Genomic DNA, 25814 nt, shown 5'->3' on the forward strand with positions numbered 1-25814 from the left:
AGCAGTTTTATCAATGGTCGGCCAAAATTAGCAAATTTACCACAACAGCAAGATTTTCCGTCTCTTAAAAAACGTTAAAGAAGTGGCTAGCGGCGGTCAATGGTCACTTATAAAATATCCATTTAGCCAGTTCCTTATAGCTTACTTTCTTACCATACATTAATATCCCAACCCTGTAAATCCGAGCTGCAAGCCATGTTGTGCCCATAAAACCAAGCACAAGCAACACCATTGACAAGGCGATTTCCCAGGCAGGCACACCAAAAGGTATTCGCACCATCATAATAATCGGTGAGGTAAATGGTATGATCGACGTCCAAAATGCGAGGGTACCGTCAGGATCGCGCAGTACAAATTGGGCAAATACAAATGAAAAGATGATGGGTAACGTAATCGGAAGCATAAATTGCTGCGTATCCGCATCATTGTCCACCGCAGCCCCGACGGCGCCGAAAAGTGCGCTGTAAAGAAGGTACCCGCCCAGATAATAGAACAGAAAACATCCTACAATAAGTGGAATGTTGAGGCTACCAACAGCTCCTAACACCTCAGATATAGGATTTTCAACGTTACCTCCCGGCATTCCCTGAGTTGGCATCCCAGGACGTATTTCCTGAGACATTTGAACAGGATCTTTGGACATCCTGCTGCTGAAAATCGCCGACGTCGCACTGGTGAGGGCGGTAGTGAGCAAAATCCACAGGATAAACTGCGTCAGACCAACCAAAGCCACTCCGATGATTTTGCCGAGCATCAGTTGAAAAGGCTTGACAGACGAAATAATGACCTCGACGATCCGGCTGGTCTTTTCTTCCGTAATACCCCGCATTACCTGCGTTCCGTAAATAAAAACCGACATATAGATCAGGAAAGCACAGATTCCGCCGATCACCGTCGCCGCACCGGAACTACTGGTTTTTTCTCCCTCTTCATTCAGACTAATCGTTTCTGAACTGACATTAACACGTGAATCTTCCAGAATTTTGTGCGTAATACCTGCCTCCGAAAGTTTGATATCCTCAATTTGCTTTTCGATAACCTTCTCAATTTCCGATTTCAGGTCAAGGCTTACGTTTTTGGCAGCATAAATCCGGACACTTTTGGGCTCCTTGATCACATTGGCTGGAATATATACCAATGCATTAACATCACTATTTTTGAAACCGGCTTTGGCAGAATCAATGCTGGTGGAGATGTAAGTGAATTTCAATGTCTCGGAATCCTTGAATTCATTCCGAAATAAACCGCTCTCATCGAGCACCTGCACCGTTTTTGCATCCACAGAGCCCAATGCCACCCAGATCACCGCGGCATAAAATCCGACAAATAACAAAGGCGCGAGCAAAGTCATGATCAGAAAGGATTTTTTCTTGACCCTGACCATGTATTCTCTTTTGATCACCAAAAATATATTACGCATTTTAAAGAAATTTAAATGTTGGAACGTCCCTTACGCTTCTGGAACCTCATTGACTGAACGCATAAAAATGTCACTCATACTAGGAATGTTCTCCCCGAAAGCCCTGATTTCTACTTTGGAAACCAGGTTCAGCAGCAGCGCATTGGGACTGGCACCTTCTCCGAGATGGATATTGGCGCGATAGTACCCGTCTTCCAGCTCCTTTTCTTCCAGAATACCATAAATCGGGTCAAGTTCGTCGATATGTCCCTTGTATTCGACAAAATAAGTATGCGTCTTGAATTGTTCCTTGATCAGCTTTTTGGGACCATCGAGCACTTTTTTGGCTTTATGAATCAATGCAATGTTATCGCAAAGCTCCTCCACGGTTTCCATCCTGTGGGTCGAAAATATGATAGTACTGCCCTTTTGCTTCAATTCCAGGATCTCATCGCGGATCAGATTGGCATTGATAGGGTCAAATCCTGAAAACGGTTCGTCGAGAATGATCAGGTCGGGCTCGTGAAGCACGGTGGACACAAACTGGACCTTTTGCTGCATTCCTTTCGAAAGATCGGACACACTTTTGTCCCACCAGGTTTTAATGTCAAATTTGACAAACCAGGTTTTCAGTTTATCCATCGCCTCTTTTTGGGACAATCCTTTGAGCTGGGCGAGATATAGCAACTGCTCCCCCACTTTCATTTTTTTATAAAGCCCCCTTTCCTCCGGCAAATAGCCGATCCTGGAAATGTGACTGGAATTCAAAAGCTGGCCGTCAAACAAAATCTCTCCTTTGTCTGGCCCGGTGATCTGGTTGATGATCCTGATGAGTGAGGTTTTTCCGGCACCGTTTGGGCCTAGCAAACCGAAAATACTGCCTTTGGGAATTGAAATACTTACATCGTCGAGGGCAATGTGGTTGGAATACTCTTTTGTAACATTCCGGACTTCTATAATATTCATAGGGATGAAGGATCGGTGAATATGCACCAAATATGCAAAGTATAAGCGGCTCGATTAAAGTTACAAGTATGAAAGCGTAATTTGACGGATTAATGGTAAAAATAAAAAGCGGGCGGATATCCGCTCGCTTTTTTCAATAAAACTAATGTAGGAATGTCTCCTAGATGTATTTTTCCCGAATCTGGAACAAAACCCAAAAGCCGATCAGACCGCTGATAATGAAACCCACGATTTGAAATTGGATCAGGTTACTTACCAAGCCGACCAGTACTGCATAATACAACAGGTTCCAGCCAGCTCTCTTACGTGCTTTCAATGGAGTGAAGGCCATCAGGTACATGATCAATGTGATCACACCCAGGGCAACGCCCACGTAAAAAGTAGCTCCCAGGCCCGCAGCAGCTCCGCCCATTCCAAAGATCGCTCCACCCAAACCGAATGCGGTAAGCAAGGCAAAAATACCAAGGACAGAAAAGAACAGCATAATGTATGGGCCGTACTTCACTAAAAACTCCTTCACTTCCTCAGAGAAGGGGGGAAACTTTTGAAGAAAAATGGGTTCCAGTTCTTTTTCAAGAAGTAGTTTTGATTCCATAAAGAGGGATGTTTAAGCTGAAAGTCAATTATTTATTTGATAAATCTAAAAATAATTTTTTGATTCAGACGTCAAATTTTCTCCCTCCTGCCCGATTTGTTTATTAATCGGTTCTCCTCCCCTTTTTAGTCTGGGAAATTATGCTCTTTCGGCCGATTAATCCTCTGGATATGGGACAAATACAAACCCCGAGAAATCGCCCAGCAGCGCAAAAAGGCAGCAGAATTCGTCCGGATTTTTGTAGTTCTCGGTGAATAACAAAACCGATTCTTCACCAATGAGCTTGCGGTCCACAAACTCCTGCATATAAGATGCCCGATAAGAATAAAGGTTCGTCAATTCCGTCCTATCAATCAGCATCGCACCAAGTTCCAGGTCGTTATTAGTCACGACAAAAATCGGGTTTTCTGAAAATCCCCTTTTTCTGATCTGGTACGACGCTTCTTTCAGCTGGTCAGCAACTTTGATAAAATCCTGCGATATGTAACCCATCAGCTTTTGATTCAATTCCGGAGAATTGGCATCATCCATCAAGGTATTTTCATTACTATTATTAATCATATACTTCGGCCTTCGGCAGTCAGCCATCGGCTATTTATTTTAGTTTTTTGGTCAAAATATCAATGATAGTCAATCAATGATCGGCGTTCAGTATCGCAAAAAAGCCGACTGCCGATAGCCGATAGCCGACTGCCCCAATCACATTCTCGCCGCAAGCAGCAACGTCAGATCCTTGTACCGCATATTAAAGCTACGTGCGATGTGCGAATTGGTGAGCGTGCCTTTGTGACAATACACTCCCTTCATAAACCACCGATTCGCGTAAATCATTTCCTCAATACCTCCAATTGTTCCTGTTTGTAATAAAAACGGCAAAAATACATTGCTCAGGGCAGTACTGGCCGTGTGCGCAACCCTCGAAGGAATGTTGGGAACACAATAGTGGATCACATCATTGTATTTGAATGTCGGGTTCTTGTGGGAAGTCATCCTCGAAGTTTCAAACGATCCTCCCTGATCGATACTTACATCAATGATCACAGAACCCGGCTTCATTTTTGACACCATTTCACGCGTTACCACCAATGGACTGATCCCGTTTTCGGCACGCATCGTGCCTATGACCACGTCAGCCCTTGCAATAGCCTCGGCCAATGTGTCGGAATCGATAATAGAAGTATATAAATTCTGCCCGATCGAATATTTAAGCCTCTGCAAACGGTAAATATGTTTGTCAAAAACTTTAATGTCAGCACCGACGCTGATTGCCGCGCGGGTTGCGTACTCCGCAACAGTACCAGCACCGAGAATGACGATTTTCGTTGGCGGTACACCGGTGATCCCTCCGAGGATAATGCCTCGTCCGCCATTGGGTGTCGACAAATATTCGGCGGCGATCAATAACACGGTACTCCCGGCGATTTCGCCCATAGCCCTAATAATGGGCTTTCCTCCTACCTTGTCCTCGATCAGCTCGTAACCTATACCAGTAATTTTATGCTCATTCAGTTTTTCAAAATATTGCTTTTCCAATGCTGGCAAATTCAATGCCGAGATCAGGGTCGTACCAGACTTAATGTAGCTAAATTCCTCTTCGACCAGCGGTTCCACTTTGAGAATTAAATTGGCCTGATAAACCTCCTTGGCACTCTGGACTATTTTTGCACCCGCCTCGCTGTATTCATGATCAGAAAGGTTAGAGCCTTTTCCCGCATCCTTTTCCACCCATACCTCATGCCCGTTCCTGACCAGGATACCTACCGCGTCCGGGGTGAGGGCAATGCGGTTTTCCTGCAAAGAAACCTCCCTCGGCAAGCCTATATGCAACGAATTTTGATCTTTTTTAACAGCCAGTAACGATTCTTGCGGATATAGTACCGATTGCTTGGCCAGCTCTTCGAAACCGGTAATCTGAGGTTGCGCCATGGAATAGCAAAAAAATGAAAGTGAAAACGTAATTAACTGCCAGTAACCTCTTATACCTTTTTTACTTCTAATATTCTCATACCACTTTCGTCGGCCGATAAATGCAGCATCAAATACTGCATTGGCCACAAGGACTCAATTTTTCCCGGCCACTCCACAAAACAAAAGCTACCTGAATCAAAATATTCTTCCACTCCCATATCCAGCGCTTCGGCCTCATCCTTAATCCTGTAAAAATCAAAGTGATAGATTACTTCTCTATCCGATTCATACTCATTGACCAGCGAAAAAGTGGGACTCTGAACATGGGTTGTGACGCCCAAATGTCGGCAAAGCGCTTTGATCAGTGTTGTTTTCCCGGCCCCCATGTGCCCTTCAAACAACCAAACCGGCCTGTCTTTACCAATTTGGAGCAGTTGAGACGAAACCGCTTGCAGCTCATCCAGCTCTTTAAAATGTATGGTGGTAGGCTCTGCGATCATGTTACAAAAATACACAATTTGGAAAAACTCACTGCAATTTTATCCATTCGCTCTCCCTGTCCCGGCGTTAAAAAATAAAACCGGAAGCCTGTATGAAGCTCCCGGTTTCTATCGATCAGTGAATCAGCGCACTACACTTTCCATTCTTTACGCATCTCGCGACCGAGCAGTTTATTTGCCTCTTTATCGTCAAATTTCTCCTTCTCCGCGTCCCATTTGAGTGAGCGCTGCAACTGGTAGGTAATGTTACCAATATTGCAAACCGACGCCGTCCGATGCCCTGTTTCCACATCACAAATGGGCGGTTTCCTTGTCTTTATCGCGTTTAAAAAATCTTTATAATGATTCGTACTGACATACACCTTATAATCCCCTTCCTGAAAAACCTTGTCTTTCAATGGTTCGGGAGTGGTACGCAACTCGCCTCGTGCCACAAAAACTTCTCCATCTGATCCCACAAAATGGCAATGCGGTTTCCCTTCCATCGGCCGGTGAATGACCTCTACGCCGTTGGCATATTTGTAAACCAATCCCTTCCCCGGTTCCGAATAAATGAGTTCCGTTGGGCCGCTGCTGTCCATACCCAGGCCCCACTGGGCGATATCGAACATATGTGCACCCCAGTCAGTCATTCCGCCCCCGCCAAACTCCGTATAATCGCGCCACTTTGGCCAGAATGTGGCATCCATAGCTGGTGCCAGCACATTGTTATAGGGCCGGCTCGTGACATTAGGTCCCATCCACATATCCCAGTTTAACCCGGAAGGAGCAGCTTCCTGCTGCAAGTCCCATACTTTCGGTGGCCCACCCACATTCACATATACTTTTTGAATCTTACCAATAGCACCGCTACGTACCAGCTGCACAGCCTGTGTGAATTCTTTGGATGAACGCTGCATACTTCCCGTCTGAAAAACGCGATTATTTTTCCGGGTAGCATCCACCATTGCTCGTCCTTCCTTTACGGTCAGCGATAACGGCTTTTCGCAGTAAATGTCTTTACCCGCCTGCGCCGCTCTAACTGCCATCGCAGCATGCCAGTGATCGGGCGATGCGATTACGACGGCATCAATGTCTTTTCGCGAAAGCAGCTCGCGGAAATCAGTGATCCCTACTGCGGATTTATAATTATTTTGGCCCAGCTTTTCGGCATACCATTTGTTTGTGACATTCAAAAATGAGTCCAGTTTGACGGCATATACATCCGAAGCAGCTACGATCTGGGTTTCCATAGTATCCAGGAAACGATTGCGCAACCCGCTGCTCTGACGGCCGCATCCGATAAAACCCAGAGCAACCTTGTCACTCGGCGCAGTATAACCTTTACCCAAAACATGCCTTGGAACAATCATAAAAGAAGAAACGACCGCTCCTGCTTTCAGGAAATCCCGACGTTGCATACGTTCAACATTCATATAATTTGAAAGAAAAGTCCAACAAAATTTTAACAAAAAAGATGAAAACTCATGTTTCTACTGAATTAGATCGTATATCTGCATTCTCGTTTCTAATTACCATGCAAACCTTGTAAGCTGGTGATTTTAAATGCTCCTAAACACTTAAAATATGCTACGAATTTCACTGTTTCTGTCCGTCATTTTCATCGGCAGTGCTGCTGCTCAGGTCACACAGCGTAATATTTTGTCCAAACAGTATTCTCCGGAAACCATCGCGCAGGCTTTGGTCCCAAGGGAAAACTGGGCACCCTACCCCAAAACGCCCGAAGAATGGAAAAAGCAGGTCGATCAAAAAGACTTGGACGCTATCATTCAGAGCGGCGAAGAGGCGCTGGCTAAGCCGATACCCGCCGTTACGGCTTCGTTGCTGCTTGATTACGTCCGTAGCGGTGACCGAGAAAGGCACAGTACCGCCTCTTTTGGGCGAAGAAACCAGCTGATGAGCCTGATTTTGGCTGAAAGTATCGAAGGAAAAGGCAGGTTCACCGAAGCAATCGTCAATCTGGTCTGGGCGATTTGTGAGGAAACTTATTGGGGCGTACCGGCGCATTTGGGCGTTCAAAAAGCAAAGAATGGCCTGCCCGACGCAGAAGATCCCACGGTAGATCTGTTTACAGCTGAAACCGCCGGCGTACTCGCATTGACGGACTATTTTATTGGCGAACAGCTCGACAAGATTTCCCCACTCATTCGCCGCAGGATTTATCAGGAAACTACTAGAAAGGTTTTCGAACCCATCAAACAAACCAACCGATACGGATACCTGAGCAAGACGAGCCCTGTCAACAACTGGAATCCGTGGATCGTTTCCAACCTGCTCATTGCGGATCTTTTATTGGAACAGGATAGCAAGAAAAGAATCGACTACGCCTACAATTATATGGTATTCCTTGATTCCTATTTCAACAGCCTGGGCGATGATGGCGGCTGCGACGAAGGTCCCAGTTACTGGTTCGCAGCAGGGGCCAGTGCTTACGACTGTCTTGAAATTCTGGAAAAAGCGACGAATGGCAAGGTTAATGTATACAAAGACCCGCTCATTCAGAAAATGGCAGCCTATGTTTATAAGGTTCACATTGCAGATGATTACTTCGTCAATTTTGCAGACGCTGATCCCAAGTTGAAACCTGACGGATTGATGCTGTACCGGTTTGGTAAAGCTGTGGGAGATCCCGATCTGGTGTCTTTTGGAGAATGGGCATATGAAAAATTCGGCAGCGGAATAGGCAACGGTGGATTTCACAGACCTAGAAAAGTCGAAAATTTATTGACCATTAAAAAGATCACAGGCGAACCAAAAAAACAATTTGACCCTGTCAAAAATGCATGGTTGTCAGACATTGAAGTCATGACCGCCCGATCTTCCAATGGTCTGTACCTGGCTACACATGCTGGCCACAATGCTGAAAGTCACAATCATAATGATGTTGGTGATTTCATTGTCTATGCTGACGGTGAGCCCATTATCATTGATGCGGGACGGGGAAATTATACGGCACGCACGTTTTCATCTAAGCGTTATGAGCTTTGGTTTACGCAGTCGCAGTACCATAATTTGCCCATTATCAATGATTATGGTCAATCGGCAGGGCGGAATTTTAATGCAAAAAATGTAAAAAGCATTGCTACTGATAAAGAAGTTTCATTGGCTATGGACATTGCACCTTCATATCCCAAGGAAGCGGGCATTATCTCCTGGAACAGGCTCGTGAAGCTTAGCAAACCCAAAAACCTGATCGAAATCTCGGATGATTATGCATTGAACCAGGCACCGGATTCATTGAAACAGATATTCATGACGATTTGCGATGTAAACCTCGAAACACCTGGAAAAATCATTTTTACTTCTGCCGGTAAAAAAACGGTCTCACTCACTTATGATCCTAAACTCTGGGTTGTAACCAAAGAATTTCCGTCGACCGAAGGCATGGAGTACAACAGTTTCAAAACCAAGTGGGACAGCCACCCGGTACAGAGAATTGTTCTACGCAGTAAAGCATTAAAACAGAAAGGAAAATACGTTTTTGTGATCTCAAAGTCTTAACTATGTCCATTCAGATTTCCCGCCGCAATTTCCTGATCAACACAGCCTTAGCCGGAAGCGCCATTCCAATGCTGACCCATGAAGCTTTTGCAAAAAGTCAGACTGCATTGGCCGATACGCCAAAGATCAATATTTTTTCAAAACACCTGCAATTCCTGAATTACCGGGATATGGCGGAAGTTGCGAAAGAGCTTGGCTTTGATGGTATTGACCTTACAGTTCGTCCAAAAGGTCATGTACTTCCCGAAAAAGTAGATTCCGACCTTCCTATGGCCGTCGAAGCGATGAAAAAAGTAGGTTTTACGCCACTGATGTTCTGTACCGCGGTGGAAGACGCGGGTAATCCTCTTGATAAAAATGTGTTGGAAACAGCGGCTAAGCTGGGTTTCAAATACTACCGGATGAACTGGTACAAATACAACGAGCAGAAAAGCATTCCTGAACTTTTGACCGACTACCAGTCGAAAATGGCAGGATTAAGTCAATTGAACAGTAAAATAGGGCTTACCGGCTGCTACCAAAACCATTCGGGCCGAATGGTAGGCGCTTCGATGTTTGAGATCTGGAATATCCTTCAGAAGGCTGATACCAAAACAATGGGAGCGCAGTACGACATTCGCCACGCGACGGTGGAAGGCGGGCTTTCGTGGCAAACCGGTTTTAATCTGATCCGTCCATACATTAAAACCATTGTTCTCAAAGATTTTATTTGGGAGAAAAATAATGCTGGAAAATGGGCCGTGAAAAGCGTCCCGCTGGGCGAAGGAATGGTCGATTTCAAAACCTATTTTAAGTTAATAAAAGAGTTCAAAATCGATGTACCGGTATGTTTGCACCTCGAATATCCACTAGGCGGGGCCGATCAGGGTGCTGATAAGATTACTGTTGATAAAAAAGTGGTCTTTGATGCTATGAAACGTGATTTGCAACGGGTGAAGGAATTGTGGGCGGAAGCTTAAACCGTATCTATCAACCTGCTATCGATGAAGTCAGTACCGATTATCCTTTCCGGAATTTTTCTGATCCTTACCGGCTTTTTGCTTTTTCCGGACCCGGGAGATACCTCCTGGCCGGAATACAATGGTGACGGCGCCAGAAGTCATTACTCTCCGCTCACCCAGATCAGCAAGGAGAATGTAGAACAACTGAAAGTCGCCTGGACTTACGCGTCTGGCGGCGCAGATACAATCGGCAACCGAAGCCAGATCCAATGTAACCCGATCATTATCAAAGGCATTCTTTACGGAGTGTCAGCCGGTACGCAGGCTTTCGCCATTAACGCGGCCACAGGGAAGGAAATATGGAAAACCAGCCTGACAGACAATGGCGGAACCACCAGTCGCGGGCTTACCTACTGGGAACAGGGCTCTGATAAAAGGATTTTCTTCGGTGCGAGAAAATGGCTGTACGCATTGAATGCTACTACCGGCGAACTCATTGAATCTTTTGGAGAAAAAGGGCGGATCAACCTGAAAACCGACATAGAACGTCCCGGAGCCGATGACTACATTACTTCGAATACGCCTAATACCATTTTCAAAAACCTGATCATCGTCGGTACCCGCGTCGCAGAATCCGAGACCGCTCTCCTGGGTGATGTACGCGCATACAATGTGCTCACAGGCAAGCTGGCGTGGACATTCCACACGATACCTGCGCTCGGAGAATACGGCTACAACACATGGCAAGCGCAGCCCGCGCGCAAGAACTTTGGTGGTGCCAATGCCTGGGCCGGTATGGCGATTGATCGCGGTCGTGGCATCGTTTACATTCCGACCGGATCTGCGGCCTATGACTTTTATGGCGGCAACCGGCCGGGAAACAACCTGTTTGCTAATTGCCTTATTGCATTGGATGCTGCAACCGGCAAACGTCTTTGGCATTTTCAACTGGTACATCACGACATTTGGGACCGCGACCCTCCCGCCCCGCCGAATCTGGTAACAGTGACGCATCAGGGAAAACAGGTTGATGCCGTAGTGCAGATTACCAAGCAGGGCTATGTTTTTGTATTTGACAGGGTTACCGGAAAACCATTGTTCCCGATCAAGGAAACGGCCTTTGTAATGGATGCCATGCTCGGTGAAAAACCCAGTCGTACCCAGCCGATACCGACCTTACCTTTACCTTTTACCCGGCAAACTTTTCATGAAAAGAACTTCAATTCATTTGTAGCGGATCGGGATTCGCTGGCTGGCTTATTAAGCAAAGCAAAAACTGGCAGTGCTTACATTCCCATTACCGGCGATATGACGATATTTTATCCCGGAACAGACGGCGGCGCGCAATGGGGAGGTGCTGCTACGGACCAGGAAGGCATATTATATGTACCCGCGAAGGAAATCCCGGTTTATACATCATTGGTAAAAAAGGAAGTGATTTCAGATAAAAAAGGAGTTACAGGTGCAAATTTGTACCAATTAAACTGCGCCGCCTGCCACGGAGCTGACAAAATGGGCAACCACGATGGCTCGTATCCATCTCTGGCCAATGTTGACAAAAGATTAAAAACAGAGCAGGTACACGCCATTTTGCAAAAAGGAAAAGGTATGATGCCTTCGTTTTCACATATTTCAGAGGCCGAGAGGAAGGCCATTGTCGATTTTCTTTTCAATAAAAATGATAACAATGCATTGGTAGCAACCAAAAACGGAACAGTCCCTTACCAACATACCGGCTACAATCGTTGGTACGACAAAAATGGTTATCCGGTGAGTCAGCCGCCTTGGGGCACGCTTACTGCTGTGGATTTGAATACCGGCCAACGTCGCTGGCAGATACCTTTGGGAGAATACAAAGCGCTCATTGACAAAGGAATACCTCCTACCGGCACTGACAATTACGGTGGTCCGCTGGTAACAGCCAGCAACCTGATATTTATAGCCGCCAGCAGGGACGAACAGTTTCGCGCCATTGAAAAAGAAACCGGAAAGATCCTCTGGACAGCCACATTACCCGCTGCCGGATACGCTTCTCCAAGTACCTATTCAGTGAATGGTCGTCAATATATCGTCATAGCATGTGGTGGCGGGAAGCTCAATACCAGGTCTGGCGACAAGTTTGTTGCATTTGCGCTGCCTTAGCTTTTTTGTCTAGTTCCAGAAAATAGTTACTAGCTCTTCATACAATCTAAACTTCTCGTCTTGTGTGATAATCACCAGGTTTTCCGCAATGGCCTGAGCGATAATCATCCTGTCAAAAGGATCACTATGGTATTGAGGAAGATTTTCGAGAACCTGGCAATGGCCAATATCAAAAGGCAGAACCTGAAATGAATTTTGTAGGGCGGATAAATAGAAGTCGCTAATGGAACCGGTCAGATTGAGCTTGCCAAGGCCTTTTTTGATAGTCATTTCCCAGTAGGTAGCTTGACTTATATAGAGCTTTGTACTTGGAGAATTGAGCTCAGCGAGAACCGTCTGAGATAGTTTTGTGTCGTTTTCCGAATGCCAAAGTAATATGTGTGTGTCAATGAGGTAGTTTGGTATTTTTGGAGAAGCCTGGTGGGATAAAATCGTCAAAATCTTCGGAAACATAGTTAACCATCCCCTTTCCCCATCCTGCCCTTCTTAACCCTGCTTCTTCTCTTGCACCGTTCAGCAGATCATTAACCATATCAATGATCTCATCGTTTTCAAGACTAATAATTTTTCCGATAAGATCAATTTTCTTTTCCTCCGTTGTCATGGCGAAAGCATTTAGTATTAGTCAAATATAATGTCATTAATTCAAATCTCAAATAGTAAACAACGGCATAAAACCAAAACTAGCTATTGGGCGTATGCCGTCAAAAGTTAACTTTGCCACAAAGACTAAATTTAAAACTATGCCTTCAAAAATTCTCAATGTCGGGTTAATTGCTTTCGGATTGTCCGGACGATATTTTCATTCTCCGTTTCTGAGTACCAATCCCGGTTTCAAGATCAAAACGGTTGTTGAAAGAAGTAAAAATGAAGCACAGGAGTTCGATCCGTCGATCGGCAACGCGAGATCGGTAGAGGAACTGCTAAGCGATGAGGAGATTGATGTAGTGTTCATTTGTTCGCCCAATGCAAGCCACTTTTCCTATGCTATGGACGCGCTGGAAAACGGCAAACATGTTGTGATCGAAAAGCCATTCGCAGCGACAGAAGCGGAGGCTAAACAATTAGTGGAGCTTGCAAAGCAAAAAGGCCTTGTTTTGACCGCGTATCAGAACCGTCGCTGGGATTCTGACTTCTTGACCATTAAAAAACTGATCGCAGAAGATAAACTCGGAGATATTGTTGAGTACGAATGCCGCTACGACCGTTTCAGGCCTGTGGTACCAACCGAATCTTGGAAAGAAAAAAAGGTTGATGTTGGTGGAAACCTGTATAACCTCGGCCCTCACCTGATCGACCAGGCGTTGGTATTGTTTGGCGAACCGAAAACCGTTACCGCGGAAGTGCGTTCAGTGAGACCAAATAGTGAAATCGATGACTATTTTGACGTAAGACTGGGTTATGACAACAAGCTTATCATTCTGAAATCCAGCCTGATGGTTTACGAAAATCATTTGCGTTACCAGATTCACGGCTCAAAAGGATCTTTCATCAAAGGCGGATTGGACCCTCAGGAAGAAACTTTGCGTAAAAATGTCCTGCCAAACGTAAAGCCGTGGGGTGTTGAACCGGAAGATCGCTGGGGAAAATTGTCGAGCGAGGAGTACACTGGTATTATTGAAAGCGAGGCCGGTGACTACGCGCCATTTTATCAGAACGTATATGATGCCATCGTGAATGGTGCCGAGCTAGCAGTAAAGCCGGAAGAAATCCTCCGCACTACCCGGGTTATCGACCTGGCCTTCCAGAGCAGCAACGAAAAGAAGGTAATGACTTATTAACAAGAACCTCATAGAATGCAAAAGGCAGTCCCACAACGGAACTGCCTTTTTTTCATACTAATAACGTTGAAATGATATGCTCAATTACTTAATTACAGCAGTAACCTGACGTTTTGTTTCAGTTGAGATTACGAATGGTTTTGAAGAAATTTCGTTACCATTGTTGATAATGAAGCTGTAGTTACCGTCAGCAAGGTTCGATAGATCGAAGATTTTAGAGTAGTTCTCAGATTTTGGAAGAGAAGTGCTGTAAACGATGTCTCCGTTGAAATCCTTGATAGTCAGAGAAGATCTCTCTTTTACGTTGTCAAGCGTCAATTTGAATTTCAATTCGCTTGAAGAAACCAGTTCAATTGATGAATTGTTTTCTTTCACTTTATCATTAGCGATAGAAAAATTAGCAGCTGATACTCCCACCAAAACTGCGATTGTCAAGATAGTTTTTTTCATTTTATTTTGAATGTTTAATGTCTGAATTAATTTAACCAATTGTACTTTTTAGATATTTACTTAATCAGTACTTTAAGTTCTTTCAAACTAGTGCTTCGGTTACCCTTTTGCTCCGTTTGATGATTCAAATTTACTCAACATTCTAAATACAAGTCAATAAGCAACTATTCGGCTGTTTAAAGTTCTTTTTGTTGTTATCTATTAATATTAGAATAGTTATATCATTATAACAATAGTACAACAAGTCGTTTGAAATTTGACACATAGATTAAAATAGTACAATTGCATAGATATTGTACTTTACTAATAAATACCATTGATAAGGCCTTATTGTCAATAAAAATGAATTTTTACTTAAAGTATTTTCGCCTGCCCGCCGTCTAATAACCTGTTACTAATCATCTAACTTTCAATTTGGCGCAAAAGAAACCAAATATCATTCAAACGGTCACTTCCTATAGTAAGCAGTTGCTGGGTTTTATCAGGCAGCGCGTGAACACGGATGAGGATGCGGAAGATATTCTTCAGGATGTTTGGTTTCAACTGAGCAGCGTACCTGAAATTGAAGCAATTGAGCAAATCGGGAGCTGGCTTTACAGAGTAGCACGCAACCGGATCATCGACAAATACCGGAAGCAGAAGCCCGATTCACTGGAAGATTACGGCTATGAGGATGAGGACGGCGAATTTTATTTTAAGGACATTCTGCTCGCCGATGACGGTACGCCCGAGACGGTATATATGAAAGAGCTGTTTTGGGAGCAACTGGGCATTGCCCTGGAAGAGCTGCCCGAAAATCAACGTCAGGTATTTGTTTGGAATGAACTGGAAGATCAAACTTTCCAGGAAATCGCTGACCGTACCGGTGAAAACATTAAAACACTCATTTCCCGTAAACGTTATGCAGTTCGGCATTTGCGCGAGCGACTGGAAACATTGTATCAGGAATTTGTAAATTATTAAATTTGTCAATCATGAACCACCCACATAGATACAAAATGCGTTTTGCGATGCCCGTTTTTGCGGTATTAGCCGCATTGGCGCTGGGAGCGATCGTCCGGTTCTTATGGAATGCTATTTTGCCCGCCCTGCTGAATGTCAATCCGATATCTTACTGGCAGTCGGTGGGCTTGCTTGTATTGTGCAGGATCCTTTTCGGAAATTTTGGAGGATCGAAAGGTGGTGGACCAAGACGCTGGGGAAATTGGGAAAAATTCAAAGACAACGATTTTGGAGATCAACCCTTCGGACCACAATGGCGAAACAAGTGGCGTGAAATGAGCGCCGAAGACCGTATCAAATTTCGGCAGCAAATGCGCAACCGATGCGGAAAGCCTCCTGAGGATGAGTGATATTGGATGAGCCCGGCCACAAGCCGGGCTTTTCTATTTTTTTCCAAATCCATTAAAGTAATTCTCCAACTGATACGTCGATAATACTGTACATCAAAACTTAAAAGCCATGTTCGCATCAGTTTTAAAAGTAATCTTCGCCGGAATCCTGGGTGGGTTCCTGTTGTTTGCAATTCCATTCCTGCTTTTTAAAGCATTGTTCTTCTTCCTGTTTGTGGGTCTCATTTTTCGTCTTTTTGCCAGAAGGAGATGGGGAGGCCGCTGGCGACATTATCATCGTCACTATGATCGTTATGCCCACTATAATGATTTTGGACAAAAGGAAGGCCTAAGAGATCATTATAACCAAAATCCACAAAAAATATAAGCCATGAAAAGAAGCACCCGAATGCTGCTGGGTATCAGCGTAGCTGTTATTACCGCAGCAAGCCTCCATTTGACAGTGGGAGAACGATTTCATCAGCGCATGTCCCGGCACTACGGAAAATCAAGTTGCGCCCATCAATGGAAGCAGCGCTCCGACAATCATGAAAGGCATCATGCCAAGCCGGAAGACTTTCCTGATAAGGATTCTCAAAAATTTTAAACTTCAAAACAAAAACAACCATGTGCAATAACAGATATGGAAACCGTGGGTATGGAATGCGCCACGAACATTTCAGCAGGTCATTTGGCCCAAACAGGGAGTATAAGGTTCCCGTCAACATTGTGAAAAGCGAAACCAGTTACGAACTGCTTGTTTTCGCTCCGGACAGAGCGAAGGAGGATTTCAGGATCAGCGTGAAGGGTCACGAACTGACTGTTTCATACGAATTGAAACAAGAAGGTGAAGAAAACCGGAACTGGATACGCCATGAATTCAGCAAAACATCATTTGAAAGAACTTTCATGATCGATCAGACAGTGGATACTGAAAACATACAAGCCGAGTATCAGAATGGTATCCTTCATTTAACGCTTCCCATCATTCCCGGTTCCGAAAAGCCTTCTCAGGAAATAAGGATTAATTAACGGAGATAAAAGAAGAAAGCCTCTGCACAATTCGGGTGCAGAGGCTTTTCTAGACTACAAACGCTTAACAAATATTGGTTATATTAACCAAACTATTTATATGCCGGATCCTGAGTCAGTGTTGGTACACCAGCTTTATAGGAACGGTCAATGGCTTCCTGAGGAATTGGGAAATACTCATTTTTACCCTTTGTAAAAACAGCTCCCTTTTTATAAACTCTTTTGCTAGACTCTACAGTAACATATTTATTCAATGTTTCAGCTGCAATTCCCCACCTCTGAAGATCGAAGAACCTGTGTCCCTCCATCGCATATTCAAGGCGCGATTCAAACCTTACTGCCTTGCGAGCTGTCTCCGCGTCGGCCCATGCCTGGTCGTACGTCTTAATCACATAGTTAGCAGCCGGCTCGTTCAAGACGGTATAGTCATCCCGCGACTTGCTTCCCTGCACCGCTTTTTTAACAAACCCAGCTGGATTAGCTGCACGGGTACGAATCTGATTGACAAGCTTTCTTGCACTCTCCAAATTGCCAAGCTCCACTTCGCATTCAGCAAGCCACAACAACACCATTCCATAACGCATGATCCGGTAGTTGTTGCTTGACAGGTTCCCCCAGCCATTAATACCAAAACCCGCTTTTTCGGAAATGTGTTTTTTAGGTGAATAAGGTCCTGCATAAGTCTGGTCACGGATAAAGTCGCTACCATGTATCTTGAAATCTTTGAACAAAATGCCACGGCGACCAACAGTCTGATCCAAACGTGGATCCAATGGGCCCGTTTCAGGGACAAAAGGATCTGTGTACTTCAATCCCTGGTCGTTCTTAACATCGGTATCATTGAAAGTATCTAATAGAGGAAGGCCCGTAGCAGACGTTCTGAATGCATTTACAAGATTTTGAGAAGGCTGGTAAAATCCGCAGCAACCCCATGGATCAATGTATGGGTGAGCCAAACCTACACCTGCATCGGCAGCATCGCCCGAGGCACTTGAAACTGCATACTGAATTTCAAAAATAGATTCAACATTGTTACGCGTCGCGATCAGGAAGTTGTCTTCGAACTTAGGTGCAAGCGAAAACTTGCCCGAAGCAATGATCTGCTCCAACACTGGTTTAGCTTTTTGCAAAACAGCGGTATTGGCAACTCCCGTAGTAACATTCCAGCCCTGGTACATGTAGGTTTTGGCAAGAAACGCCAATGCAGCCCATTTGGTTGGACGTCCAACCTGCGACTGAGTTTCCGGAAGACCTTCCGACGCAGCTTTGAAATCCGCCTCGATCAACGGCCAAACATCTTTGTCGTTAGGAATTTTTGTACTTTCGAGGTCATCCAGCTTGTAAACGTTTTCGTCGATATAGGGAATCGTCTTCCACATTTTCTTTGCCTCAAAATGGAAAAGCCCGCGCAGGAACCGTGCTTCCGCAATGATCTGTTTCCGTCTGGTGTCGCCTACTTCTTTAACTTCTGACAATGTATTGATCACATCATTGGTTCTGGCAATACCTTTATAAAGTCCACGCCATTTGTTTTTGATGTGGTTGTTGGTTGGCTGGAAGTCATACTTTTCAATGAACGACTGCTCCGGCTGGTCACCCGCATCCGTTCCTTTGTAAGAATCGTCTGAGGCCAATCCTCCAAACACCCAGCTCTGGATATCATTGTTCCAGGCATCTTGGCCGTCGAGTCCTTGCCCGTCGATCATAGCGTAAGCTCCAATCAGCAAACCTTCTACCCCACTTGGAGTTTTGAGTGCCGTAGGGCTGTACTGCCCTTGTGGGTCTTTGGATAAAAATGAGTCCTTACAAGCGGATACAATCCCGATCGCCAGTCCCACTGAAAGCAAATATTTTAAAATTTTCGTATTCATATATTTGAATATTTTTAGGGTCAACTACAATAACCGGTTATCAGAAAGAAACATTTAGACCCAACAGGAACGTCCGGGACACTGGCATATAACCTCCGTCAAAGCCAAGGGTATTATCTGCACCTGTCTGAATTTCAGGGTTAAGACCTGAATACTTGCTGATAGTCAGCATGTTTTGACCCTGTACATACACCTGTGCATTACTAAATCCGATTTTCGAAGCAACTGTTTTTGGCAATGTGAAAGTCAGCTGGACATTTTTCAGACGGAAGTAGGTACCCTTTTCCACAAAATAACTGGACGGGCGGCTACTGATCTGGTCATCTGCATCCATAATGGGCACAGTACCTTCTTTGTGATCAGGCTGCCATGCATCGTAAAGTGCGCGTTTCGCTCTGTTACCCTGGAATGTATTGAAATCCGTGAAGTAACGCAGGTAGTTGAAGATTTCGTTACCAACCACACCGTTACCGAAAATAGTCAGATCAAAGGCTTTGTAACCCAGGTTCAGGTTAACGCCGTATACAAAGTCAGGGTGTGGATTACCGATCACAGTACGGTCATCATCAGTGATTTTTCCATCATTATTGATATCGGCGATTTTGAATTTACCAGCCTTATTATAAGATCCGTAAGGAGCCCATGCTTTGGCTTCTTCGTCGGACTGGAACAGACCCAAAACTTTGTATCCGTAGTAAGACGAAATTGGGAGACCTGCCTGAGTAAGTGTTACAGCAGGAACGCGTGAGCCAGAACCGAAATATTTGGTAGCATCACTTTCATCCAGTTTATCAACTGTGTTACGGTACATGGAGTAGTTAACAGATACCCCGTAACGGAAATCACCTTTCATCAATGTATTACGATAGCCGATACCAAGGTCAATACCTTTGTTGGTCATCGCACCTACGTTGAATGACGGTGCATTTGCGTCACCCGCTGTAAAGGTGATCGGCGTCGAGAACAACATGTCTGCTGTTTTTCTGTTCCAGAAATCAATTTCCAATGTTAACGCGTCATTCAGGAATGTTGCATCCAAACCAAGGTTATTGGAAGTTGTTGTTTCCCATTTAGCTTTTGGGTTACCAAATGACGAAGCATCATATCCGATAGTAGGCTGGCTGCCTGAGCCGTCGATCGGGTAACCTGCATGGTAAATATCAGCGCGGTATGTTGTAAATGCGTTGTAATCCCCGATTTTCTGGTTACCTGTTTTACCCCATCCGTAACGGAGTTTCATGTCGTTGATAAAACTGATCCCTTTCATAAAACCCTCCTCCGAAAGCCTCCATCCCGCACTGAATGCAGGGAATAGCGCGCTTCTGGAAGCTTGTTGGAAACGTGATGAAGCATCATTTCTCAAAATAAATTGGAACAGGTACTTATCAGCATAACCGTAGTTGATTTTACCGAATTGCGAGTAAAGGCTGTAATCCCTGTTCACACCACCATAGTTGGTTGCTTTCGTAGCATCCCCCAGGTTCAGGTAATTGATAATAGATGGAATTTCAAATGCATAGCCTGAACGGGACGCACCAAACTCCTCAGCAAATTCCCGGATAGATTCTATACCGATGTAAGCATCCACTTTGTGATTGGTCCCGAAGTTCCTTGAATAGCTCAATGTATTTGACCAGACCCACTGGTACGAGTAGTAGTCGGTAGATGTAGATCCGTTGTTGAAGCTACCTTCCACGTATTCAGGGTTGGCGCGGCCGATATAACGTCCTCTCTGGCTAACCCCGTCAATACCAAGACTGGTTTTAATGGTCAGGTTAGGAATGATATCAAACTCTCCGTACACATTACCAAATGCCCGCAGACGATAAGTTGTGTTGTCTTTTTCGCGGTATAATGTTGCGTATGGGTTAGAGTTGTTACCAAGGTTGGCTCCGCGTGAACCTGCGAAGTTTCCTGCAATGTCATAAATAGGCAGCAAAGGATGGTGTTTGTAGCTACCAGATACAGCATTTTGTTCCTGGTTGTTACCAAATCCTCCTTTTCTGTTGTCAAATGATACGGCAAGGTTTTCACCAACTCTCAATCGTTTTCCCAGTGCAGAAAACTCGGTGTTGGCGCGGATCGTGTAACGGTCATAACCGATGAATTTCACTACCCCATCCTGGCTGAAATAACCGATAGAAAGTGCGTAACGGCTGTTTTCAGTTCCGCCGGTTGCCGAAAGCTGATAGTTCTGGATCGGAGCAGTGGTAGTCAGCTCTTTCCACCAGTTGGTGTCGGCTGCTTTGGTTATCGCATAAATGTTACCCGGCACCAGTGAGTATTTGGCCGGATCAACATCCGGCGTACCGTTTTTACCTTTACTTGGGAATACATAGTCAGGGACGGTTATTTCACCGTTGGGGCCAAATGTATACTGACCATGAGACGGTGTTTTACCAGCATACTTGTCTGCCAGGTACAGGTACGTGCCCAATTCCTTTGCGTTCAATGCTTCCGCATCCTTGTAAGTTTTTTGAGTACCGTAGTAAGCATTGAAGGAAATAACCGGCTTACCTATTTTTCCTCTTTTAGTGGTAATGATGACTACCCCGTTTGCCGCACGAGAACCGTAAATTGATGCAGATGATGCATCCTTCAGGATCTGAATGGTTTCAATGTCATTAGGGTTAAGGTTACCCTGATTCTCGGTTGGGACGCCGTCGATAATGAACAAAGGATCGTTATTACCAATGGTACCGAATCCCCGTATACGTACGGTTGCATTTCCACCCGGTGTTGCATCATTTACGATGTTCAACCCGGACGCGCGGCCTTGCAGCTGCTGGGCAAATGTGGTAGCCGGAACCGATTGAAGGTCTTTCGCATTGACAGTGGTTACCGAACCAGTAATGTCTCTTTTGGACTGCGAGCCATAGCCAGTTACAATTACCTCTTCCAATGCGCTTACATCACTGGCCAGGGTTACGTCAATAACGGTCCTGTTTCCTATGGCGACCTCTTTTGCAGAGTAGCCGATGAATGAAATAACAATGGTTTGAGCACTGGAGGGCACTTTAATGGTGTACTTTCCATCAGCATCAGTAGTGACACCGATTGTCGTGGAACCTTTCAAAGTAACCGAAGCACCGGGCAAGCTTGAACCTGTTGACTCATCCGAAATCTTCCCCGAGATCGTAATATCCTGGGAAAATGCATTTTGACATAAGAGAAACAGTAACATACTAAACATAAGCCTGCTTCCCAGGAGAAGGTAATTTTGTTTCATCGTATCTAGTTAGGTTAATATTAGTTATACATCTCAAAACTATAATTTTTCATCATCAAATAATCTAATAAACAGTCTATATATTCTACAAAATATACATTTGTATTTTTTCAATTTAAAATATCAATTTTTATTGTACTATTTCAATAAAAATTGACTTAAATCATACTGCTTTTAACTTAATTTTAATGTGATTTTTTAAAGTGTCAATATTACAAATATCACATTTTTAGCATTTTATAGTAAATATATGGTTACAAAATGTCAATATCCGATATAAAATAACCCTGGTTTTGAGCTATCAAATGACCTAAAAACATTAATATATAAATAAAAATATAGTTACATAATAACTGTAAAAAGTTATAATTGTAAAATTGACATATCATTGTTGATAACGGAATAATTATATTTATTATGTCTGATCAGAGGCACAAAAAAAAGGCCTGAATAGTTTGTTCTATTCAGGCCACCGGTAAATGCTTATGCATCAAAAAATAAGTCAGGTCCGTTATTTAATTTGCCTTTTCCGTCCTTTTGAATCGAATATTATGGCCCCCCGCAAATATCCTGGCAAGAACAGCGTGTGCGAGGACTGAGATAGGAACGATGAGCCGTAGCTAACTTCTTCCCTTCTACTTTTCCCATTTTTGAACTGAAGTGTCACCGTTGTCTCATTTGGCAAAAGTGCAACCTGTCTTACTTCGCTGATACTCTGATGAAATCTTAAAGAATCGCGGTTTTGCGAAGTAACCGTCAGCCATCTGTTTCCTGGTGCAGCGAGCCTCACAAGGCCTTTCGCATTACCTGATGTGGAATAACCGCTTTGTGCCAGCGTCAAAGGTTGGAAGTTGCCTTTACCATTACCTTTTAAAACCAACCCATAAAATGCATCATACCTCCCCACAGACACTTCTGACCCATAGTCATTACCTGAAATCATAACATCCAGGTTACCGTCCTGATCGAAATCGTCGGCTATCATGCCGAATATTGGTGCAAACTGTGCCTGAATCGGCAATTCGTGAATCATAAACTTACCATTCCCCTGGTTTTCAACATAGCTACTGCGCATCCAGGTTGCCGAAACATGCAAGGCGTCCTTTAACTCCTCCGGTTTCAATATGTCGCTTAATCCTGATTCGGCAAACTTTCCGTATTCCTGGAACCGCTGACGTACCTGAATAATCTGCTTGCCCATATCGTCACGGGTATTGTATGGAAATTCCTTGTAAGTGTTGTCCAAAGCCTCGTAAAACACCGTCGGAATCGCATCAAAGTAACCGTCATTGTTGAAATCCTTGGCATACATACTCACTGGTCGGGTTTCAGAAGCCCTGCTCAATGAATTCACACCCAGGTTTCCAGCCACATAGTCCATATCTCCATCATTATCGAAATCCCCCGAAAGCAAGCTACTCCACCAACCTTTCCGATTTTCAAGCCCTGAATTAATCCTCGCAAATTTACCACCGGTGTTTTTAAAGAAAGTAAGCGGCATCCATTCCCCTGCCACCAGCAGGTCCACCCATCCGTCATTGTCAAAATCGGTCCACAAGGCATCGCAAACCAAACCAATGTTAGCAAGCTCGGGCGCAACGCTGGTAGTCACGTCGGAGAAACGGGGAGCATTGTTTTTGGTATCATTCCGCAACACGTAACTGGAAACCGGTTTGGGATATACGCCTGACTCCACCCTACCCCCAATAAAAAGGTCCAGATCACCATCCTTATCATAATCAACCGCTCTCACACAGGAGCCATTGACCAGAAACTGTGGCAATGCGGAGGGATCTGCATTGAATTTTCCACTACCATCATTGATATAAAGCATATTCTTAAGACCATTGGATCCCGCCTTGATCTCGTAACTTCCACTCACGATATAGAGGTCCAGGTCTTTATCATTATCCGCGTCAAAAAGCAGTACGCCCATATCTTCCGTTTCTTTAACCAACCCTTCGGCTCCGGGGAGCAAGTCAGAAACTTTAAACTGGCCATTGGATTGCTGCAACAAAAAGCGCCCTTTATGCATGTAGGCTCCTCCCACAAACACATCATCCAGTCCGTCACCATTCACGTCGCCGGCTGCCAGTGCCGGTCCAAACTGGGACATTTTATGGGGTATCAGTTTTTGAAGGTTGAAATCGATCACATCCGTCTCCTCGTGGCGGTAGGGAACATTTAGCAAGGCAGTAATATCGTTAAAAAGTGTGCTATCAGTGACATTGTCATCGTCTGGCTGAGCCGACATATCCGTAGCATTCTTTTCAAAAACTGTCAAAACTTTGTTACCCTGAATGTTTTTCAATATCTGTGTTTTTCCGCCTGGCCAGGTAATTTTCAACTGATCAACTTGCCTTACTTTACCCAAACCAAAATGCACGATAGGTTCCACAGAAGATAAATAGCCGCGATATGGTGAGTTTTCCGTAATCTGTTTTTGACCATTTGCATAGGTAATTTCTGCAATGGCCCCAATACCGGCTTTGTTGTAACGCTCACCTTTAAACGCAACCCTCAAATAGTTGCTTTCGTTCGGCAGCAGCTGAATACTGTTATTACGGCAGACAAACGCTGAATCATTGATATTATTAACAACATAGTCGAGGTCACCATCATTGTCCAGATCCGCATAGGCAGCCCCATTAGAAAAGCTGGCCAACTCGATTCCCCACTCTTTTGTAACATCTTCGAAGCCCAGGTTACCTCTATTCCTGAACGCAAAATTGGTCAGTTTCACCGCCGGAATGTAATCCAGCATCATCATTGGCTCCATAACACTCGACACTTCATTGCGGTAAGCGACAAAATCAAGGTCGGTAATGTCGCGAGGGAAACCGTTGGTAATGATAATATCCCTTAACCCGTCATTGTCAAAATCCGTGACCATCGGCGTCCAGCTCCAGTCCGTTTCCGCGACACCGCTCAACAATCCTATTTCGCTGAAAACCGGATCTTTACCATTCTTTGTCTGACTCCCGAGATTAAGTTGCAGTGTGTTACGGGCAACCTGGTATTGATAGCCAAACAACTCATTGTTCTGATAAGTAACATAGCTGTTTGAAGGCGTCATCATTTTCTTTCGCCGGTTGGTCGCCGGCATCATATCCACCGCCAAAACATCCACCAAGCCATCATTATTGATATCGGCTACGTCGTTCCCCATGGCGGAATGCGAGGTATGCTTAAAGTAAGTTGACGCCTTGTCGGCAAACGTTCCATTGCCATTGTTGATATACATCAGGTCATTGGTCAGATAATCATTCGTCACATATATATCTTTCCAGCCGTCCTGGTTAATATCTGTCACATTGACCCCCAAACCGTAACCTTCGATCAGGATTCCTGCTTCCTTCGATACATTGGTAAAAACCGGATGATTTAGCTTGGTGTTCCAGTCATTTCGGTAAAGCCTGTCCGTCCTTTTCGACGAACCATCGACGATCTTTTTGTGATATTTATTTGGAAAATTATTGTCGTCCATTTCATTCACCACCAAAAACAAATCCAGGTCACCATCATTGTCATAGTCGAGGAATGCTGCATTGGTGGTATGGGTAGTATCCGCAATTCCGTATTCCTTACCCATTTCCTTGAAGACCGGAACCTTGTTTTTATCAAGGCCCTGATTGACATAAAGCATGTTTTCACGCTCCCGCGCAACTTTTCGCACCGACGAACAAACGTAAATATCCAACAAGTTATCGTTATTGATATCGATCAACGCCACGCCGGTTGACCATTTGCTTTTGCCCTCAACTCCCGCCGTCCTGGTGACATCTTCAAACTTAAAATCTCCCTTATTGAGATACAGTTTGTTCTCTACCGTGTTTCCCGTAAAATATACATCCGGAAGGCTATCATTGTTAAAATCCCCTAGCGCGACTCCGCCACCGTTGTACACATATTCAAACGACAGAATGTTCATCGTGTCATTTTCTGCAATGCGATTGGAAAATTGAATACCCGTCTCCCCACTATCCAGCTGGGTAAAAGTTTTCAGTTTCTTTTTGCAGGATGTCAGTAACAGCAAAATCAAAAGTGCCGGATACAAATACTTTGAAGACATTAGATTGATGCAATGAAATGGTGGAATTGGGATACTCCGAAATTAACAAAAGGAGATGGCAAATTAATGCCACCTCCCCTTTTAGTTTCAAAGATT

The 25814-nt window shown here is 44.5% G+C and carries 22 protein-coding genes; 9 read left to right on the plus strand and 13 right to left on the minus strand.

From position 1 onward, the window contains the following. Nucleotides 1–103: 103 nt before the first annotated feature. The 7 genes from ON006_RS18745 to ON006_RS18775 form a co-directional block, all read right to left on the minus strand. A complete protein-coding gene (locus ON006_RS18745) occupies nt 104–1420 on the minus strand; it encodes an ABC transporter permease (RefSeq protein WP_244820902.1) in 1317 nt (438 codons plus the stop codon). 30 nt (nt 1421–1450) lie between these two features. Next, on the minus strand, nt 1451–2365 hold the full coding sequence (locus tag ON006_RS18750) for an ABC transporter ATP-binding protein (RefSeq protein WP_244820903.1): 915 nt from the start codon (nt 2363–2365) through the stop codon (nt 1451–1453). 160 nt (nt 2366–2525) lie between these two features. Continuing rightward, the gene (locus tag ON006_RS18755; RefSeq protein ID WP_244820904.1) at nt 2526–2960 is read right to left on the minus strand and encodes a hypothetical protein; all 435 of its coding nucleotides are present in this window, start codon (nt 2958–2960) and stop codon (nt 2526–2528) included. A gap of 156 nt (nt 2961–3116) precedes the next feature. After that, nucleotides 3117–3521, minus strand: coding sequence for a hypothetical protein (locus ON006_RS18760; protein WP_244820905.1), 405 nt, complete (start codon nt 3519–3521; stop codon nt 3117–3119). A 138-nt stretch (nt 3522–3659) separates the two neighbouring features. After that, a complete protein-coding gene (locus tag ON006_RS18765) occupies nt 3660–4886 on the minus strand; it encodes an alanine dehydrogenase (RefSeq protein ID WP_244820906.1) in 1227 nt (408 codons plus the stop codon). A 50-nt stretch (nt 4887–4936) separates the two neighbouring features. Then, the gene (gene tsaE / locus ON006_RS18770; RefSeq protein ID WP_244820907.1) at nt 4937–5368 is read right to left on the minus strand and encodes a tRNA (adenosine(37)-N6)-threonylcarbamoyltransferase complex ATPase subunit type 1 TsaE; all 432 of its coding nucleotides are present in this window, start codon (nt 5366–5368) and stop codon (nt 4937–4939) included. Between the two features lie 131 nt (nt 5369–5499). After that, nucleotides 5500–6783: a Gfo/Idh/MocA family protein gene (locus tag ON006_RS18775; RefSeq protein ID WP_244820908.1), complete on the minus strand. Its 1284-nt coding sequence runs from the start codon at nt 6781–6783 to the stop codon at nt 5500–5502. A gap of 151 nt (nt 6784–6934) precedes the next feature. On the opposite strand from ON006_RS18775, the gene ON006_RS18780 reads away from it, so the two are divergent. The 3 genes from ON006_RS18780 to ON006_RS18790 are packed head-to-tail and all read left to right on the plus strand — an operon-like array spanning nt 6935 to nt 11952. Beyond that, complete coding sequence (locus ON006_RS18780; protein WP_244820909.1) at nt 6935–8869, plus strand: heparinase II/III domain-containing protein; 1935 nt, start codon at nt 6935–6937, stop codon at nt 8867–8869. A gap of 2 nt (nt 8870–8871) precedes the next feature. Next, nucleotides 8872–9828 carry a sugar phosphate isomerase/epimerase family protein gene (locus ON006_RS18785; RefSeq protein ID WP_244820910.1) on the plus strand — a complete coding sequence of 319 codons (957 nt, stop codon included), beginning with the start codon at nt 8872–8874 and terminating at the stop codon, nt 9826–9828. 24 nt (nt 9829–9852) lie between these two features. After that, on the plus strand, nt 9853–11952 hold the full coding sequence (locus ON006_RS18790) for an outer membrane protein assembly factor BamB family protein (protein WP_244820911.1): 2100 nt from the start codon (nt 9853–9855) through the stop codon (nt 11950–11952). A 9-nt stretch (nt 11953–11961) separates the two neighbouring features. Here the strand turns inward: ON006_RS18790 and ON006_RS18795 are convergent, their stop codons facing one another. Both ON006_RS18795 and ON006_RS18800 read right to left on the minus strand, forming a co-directional pair. Further along, nucleotides 11962–12405, minus strand: a complete 444-nt coding sequence (locus tag ON006_RS18795) for a type II toxin-antitoxin system VapC family toxin (RefSeq protein ID WP_244820912.1) — start codon at nt 12403–12405, stop codon at nt 11962–11964. Continuing rightward, on the minus strand, nt 12338–12556 hold the full coding sequence (locus tag ON006_RS18800; protein WP_244820913.1) for a hypothetical protein: 219 nt from the start codon (nt 12554–12556) through the stop codon (nt 12338–12340). Before ON006_RS18800 ends, ON006_RS18795 begins: the two co-directional genes overlap by 68 nt. Nucleotides 12557–12695: 139 nt before the next feature. Between ON006_RS18800 and ON006_RS18805 the strand changes: the two genes are divergently transcribed. After that, nucleotides 12696–13733, plus strand: a complete 1038-nt coding sequence (locus ON006_RS18805; protein WP_244820914.1) for a Gfo/Idh/MocA family oxidoreductase — start codon at nt 12696–12698, stop codon at nt 13731–13733. Nucleotides 13734–13817: 84 nt separating this feature from the next. Here the strand turns inward: ON006_RS18805 and ON006_RS18810 are convergent, their stop codons facing one another. Beyond that, a complete protein-coding gene (locus ON006_RS18810; RefSeq protein ID WP_244820915.1) occupies nt 13818–14183 on the minus strand; it encodes a T9SS type A sorting domain-containing protein in 366 nt (121 codons plus the stop codon). Between the two features lie 414 nt (nt 14184–14597). Here ON006_RS18810 and ON006_RS18815 point away from each other — a divergent pair, with 414 nt between their 5' ends. From ON006_RS18815 to ON006_RS18835, 5 genes are all read left to right on the plus strand, one after another. Beyond that, nucleotides 14598–15146 carry an RNA polymerase sigma factor gene (locus ON006_RS18815; protein ID WP_244820916.1) on the plus strand — a complete coding sequence of 183 codons (549 nt, stop codon included), beginning with the start codon at nt 14598–14600 and terminating at the stop codon, nt 15144–15146. A gap of 11 nt (nt 15147–15157) precedes the next feature. Beyond that, a complete protein-coding gene (locus ON006_RS18820) occupies nt 15158–15535 on the plus strand; it encodes a hypothetical protein (protein ID WP_244820917.1) in 378 nt (125 codons plus the stop codon). 109 nt (nt 15536–15644) lie between these two features. Next, complete coding sequence (locus ON006_RS18825; RefSeq protein WP_244820918.1) at nt 15645–15902, plus strand: hypothetical protein; 258 nt, start codon at nt 15645–15647, stop codon at nt 15900–15902. Nucleotides 15903–15905: 3 nt separating this feature from the next. After that, nucleotides 15906–16121, plus strand: a complete 216-nt coding sequence (locus ON006_RS18830; RefSeq protein WP_244820919.1) for a hypothetical protein — start codon at nt 15906–15908, stop codon at nt 16119–16121. A gap of 20 nt (nt 16122–16141) precedes the next feature. Next, nucleotides 16142–16546, plus strand: a complete 405-nt coding sequence (locus ON006_RS18835) for an Hsp20/alpha crystallin family protein (protein ID WP_244820920.1) — start codon at nt 16142–16144, stop codon at nt 16544–16546. A 92-nt stretch (nt 16547–16638) separates the two neighbouring features. Here ON006_RS18835 and ON006_RS18840 read toward each other — a convergent pair whose 3' ends face one another. From ON006_RS18840 to ON006_RS18850, 3 genes are all read right to left on the minus strand, one after another. After that, entirely contained in the window at nt 16639–18417 is a 1779-nt protein-coding gene (locus ON006_RS18840) for a RagB/SusD family nutrient uptake outer membrane protein (protein WP_244820921.1), read from the minus strand. A gap of 40 nt (nt 18418–18457) precedes the next feature. Continuing rightward, the gene (locus tag ON006_RS18845) at nt 18458–21646 is read right to left on the minus strand and encodes a SusC/RagA family TonB-linked outer membrane protein (protein ID WP_244820922.1); all 3189 of its coding nucleotides are present in this window, start codon (nt 21644–21646) and stop codon (nt 18458–18460) included. 511 nt (nt 21647–22157) lie between these two features. Next, nucleotides 22158–25718, minus strand: a complete 3561-nt coding sequence (locus tag ON006_RS18850) for a VCBS repeat-containing protein (RefSeq protein WP_244820923.1) — start codon at nt 25716–25718, stop codon at nt 22158–22160. Between the last annotated feature and the right edge of the window lie 96 nt (nt 25719–25814).

This window comes from Dyadobacter pollutisoli, assembly GCF_026625565.1.
GTDB lineage: Bacteria > Bacteroidota > Bacteroidia > Cytophagales > Spirosomataceae > Dyadobacter > Dyadobacter pollutisoli.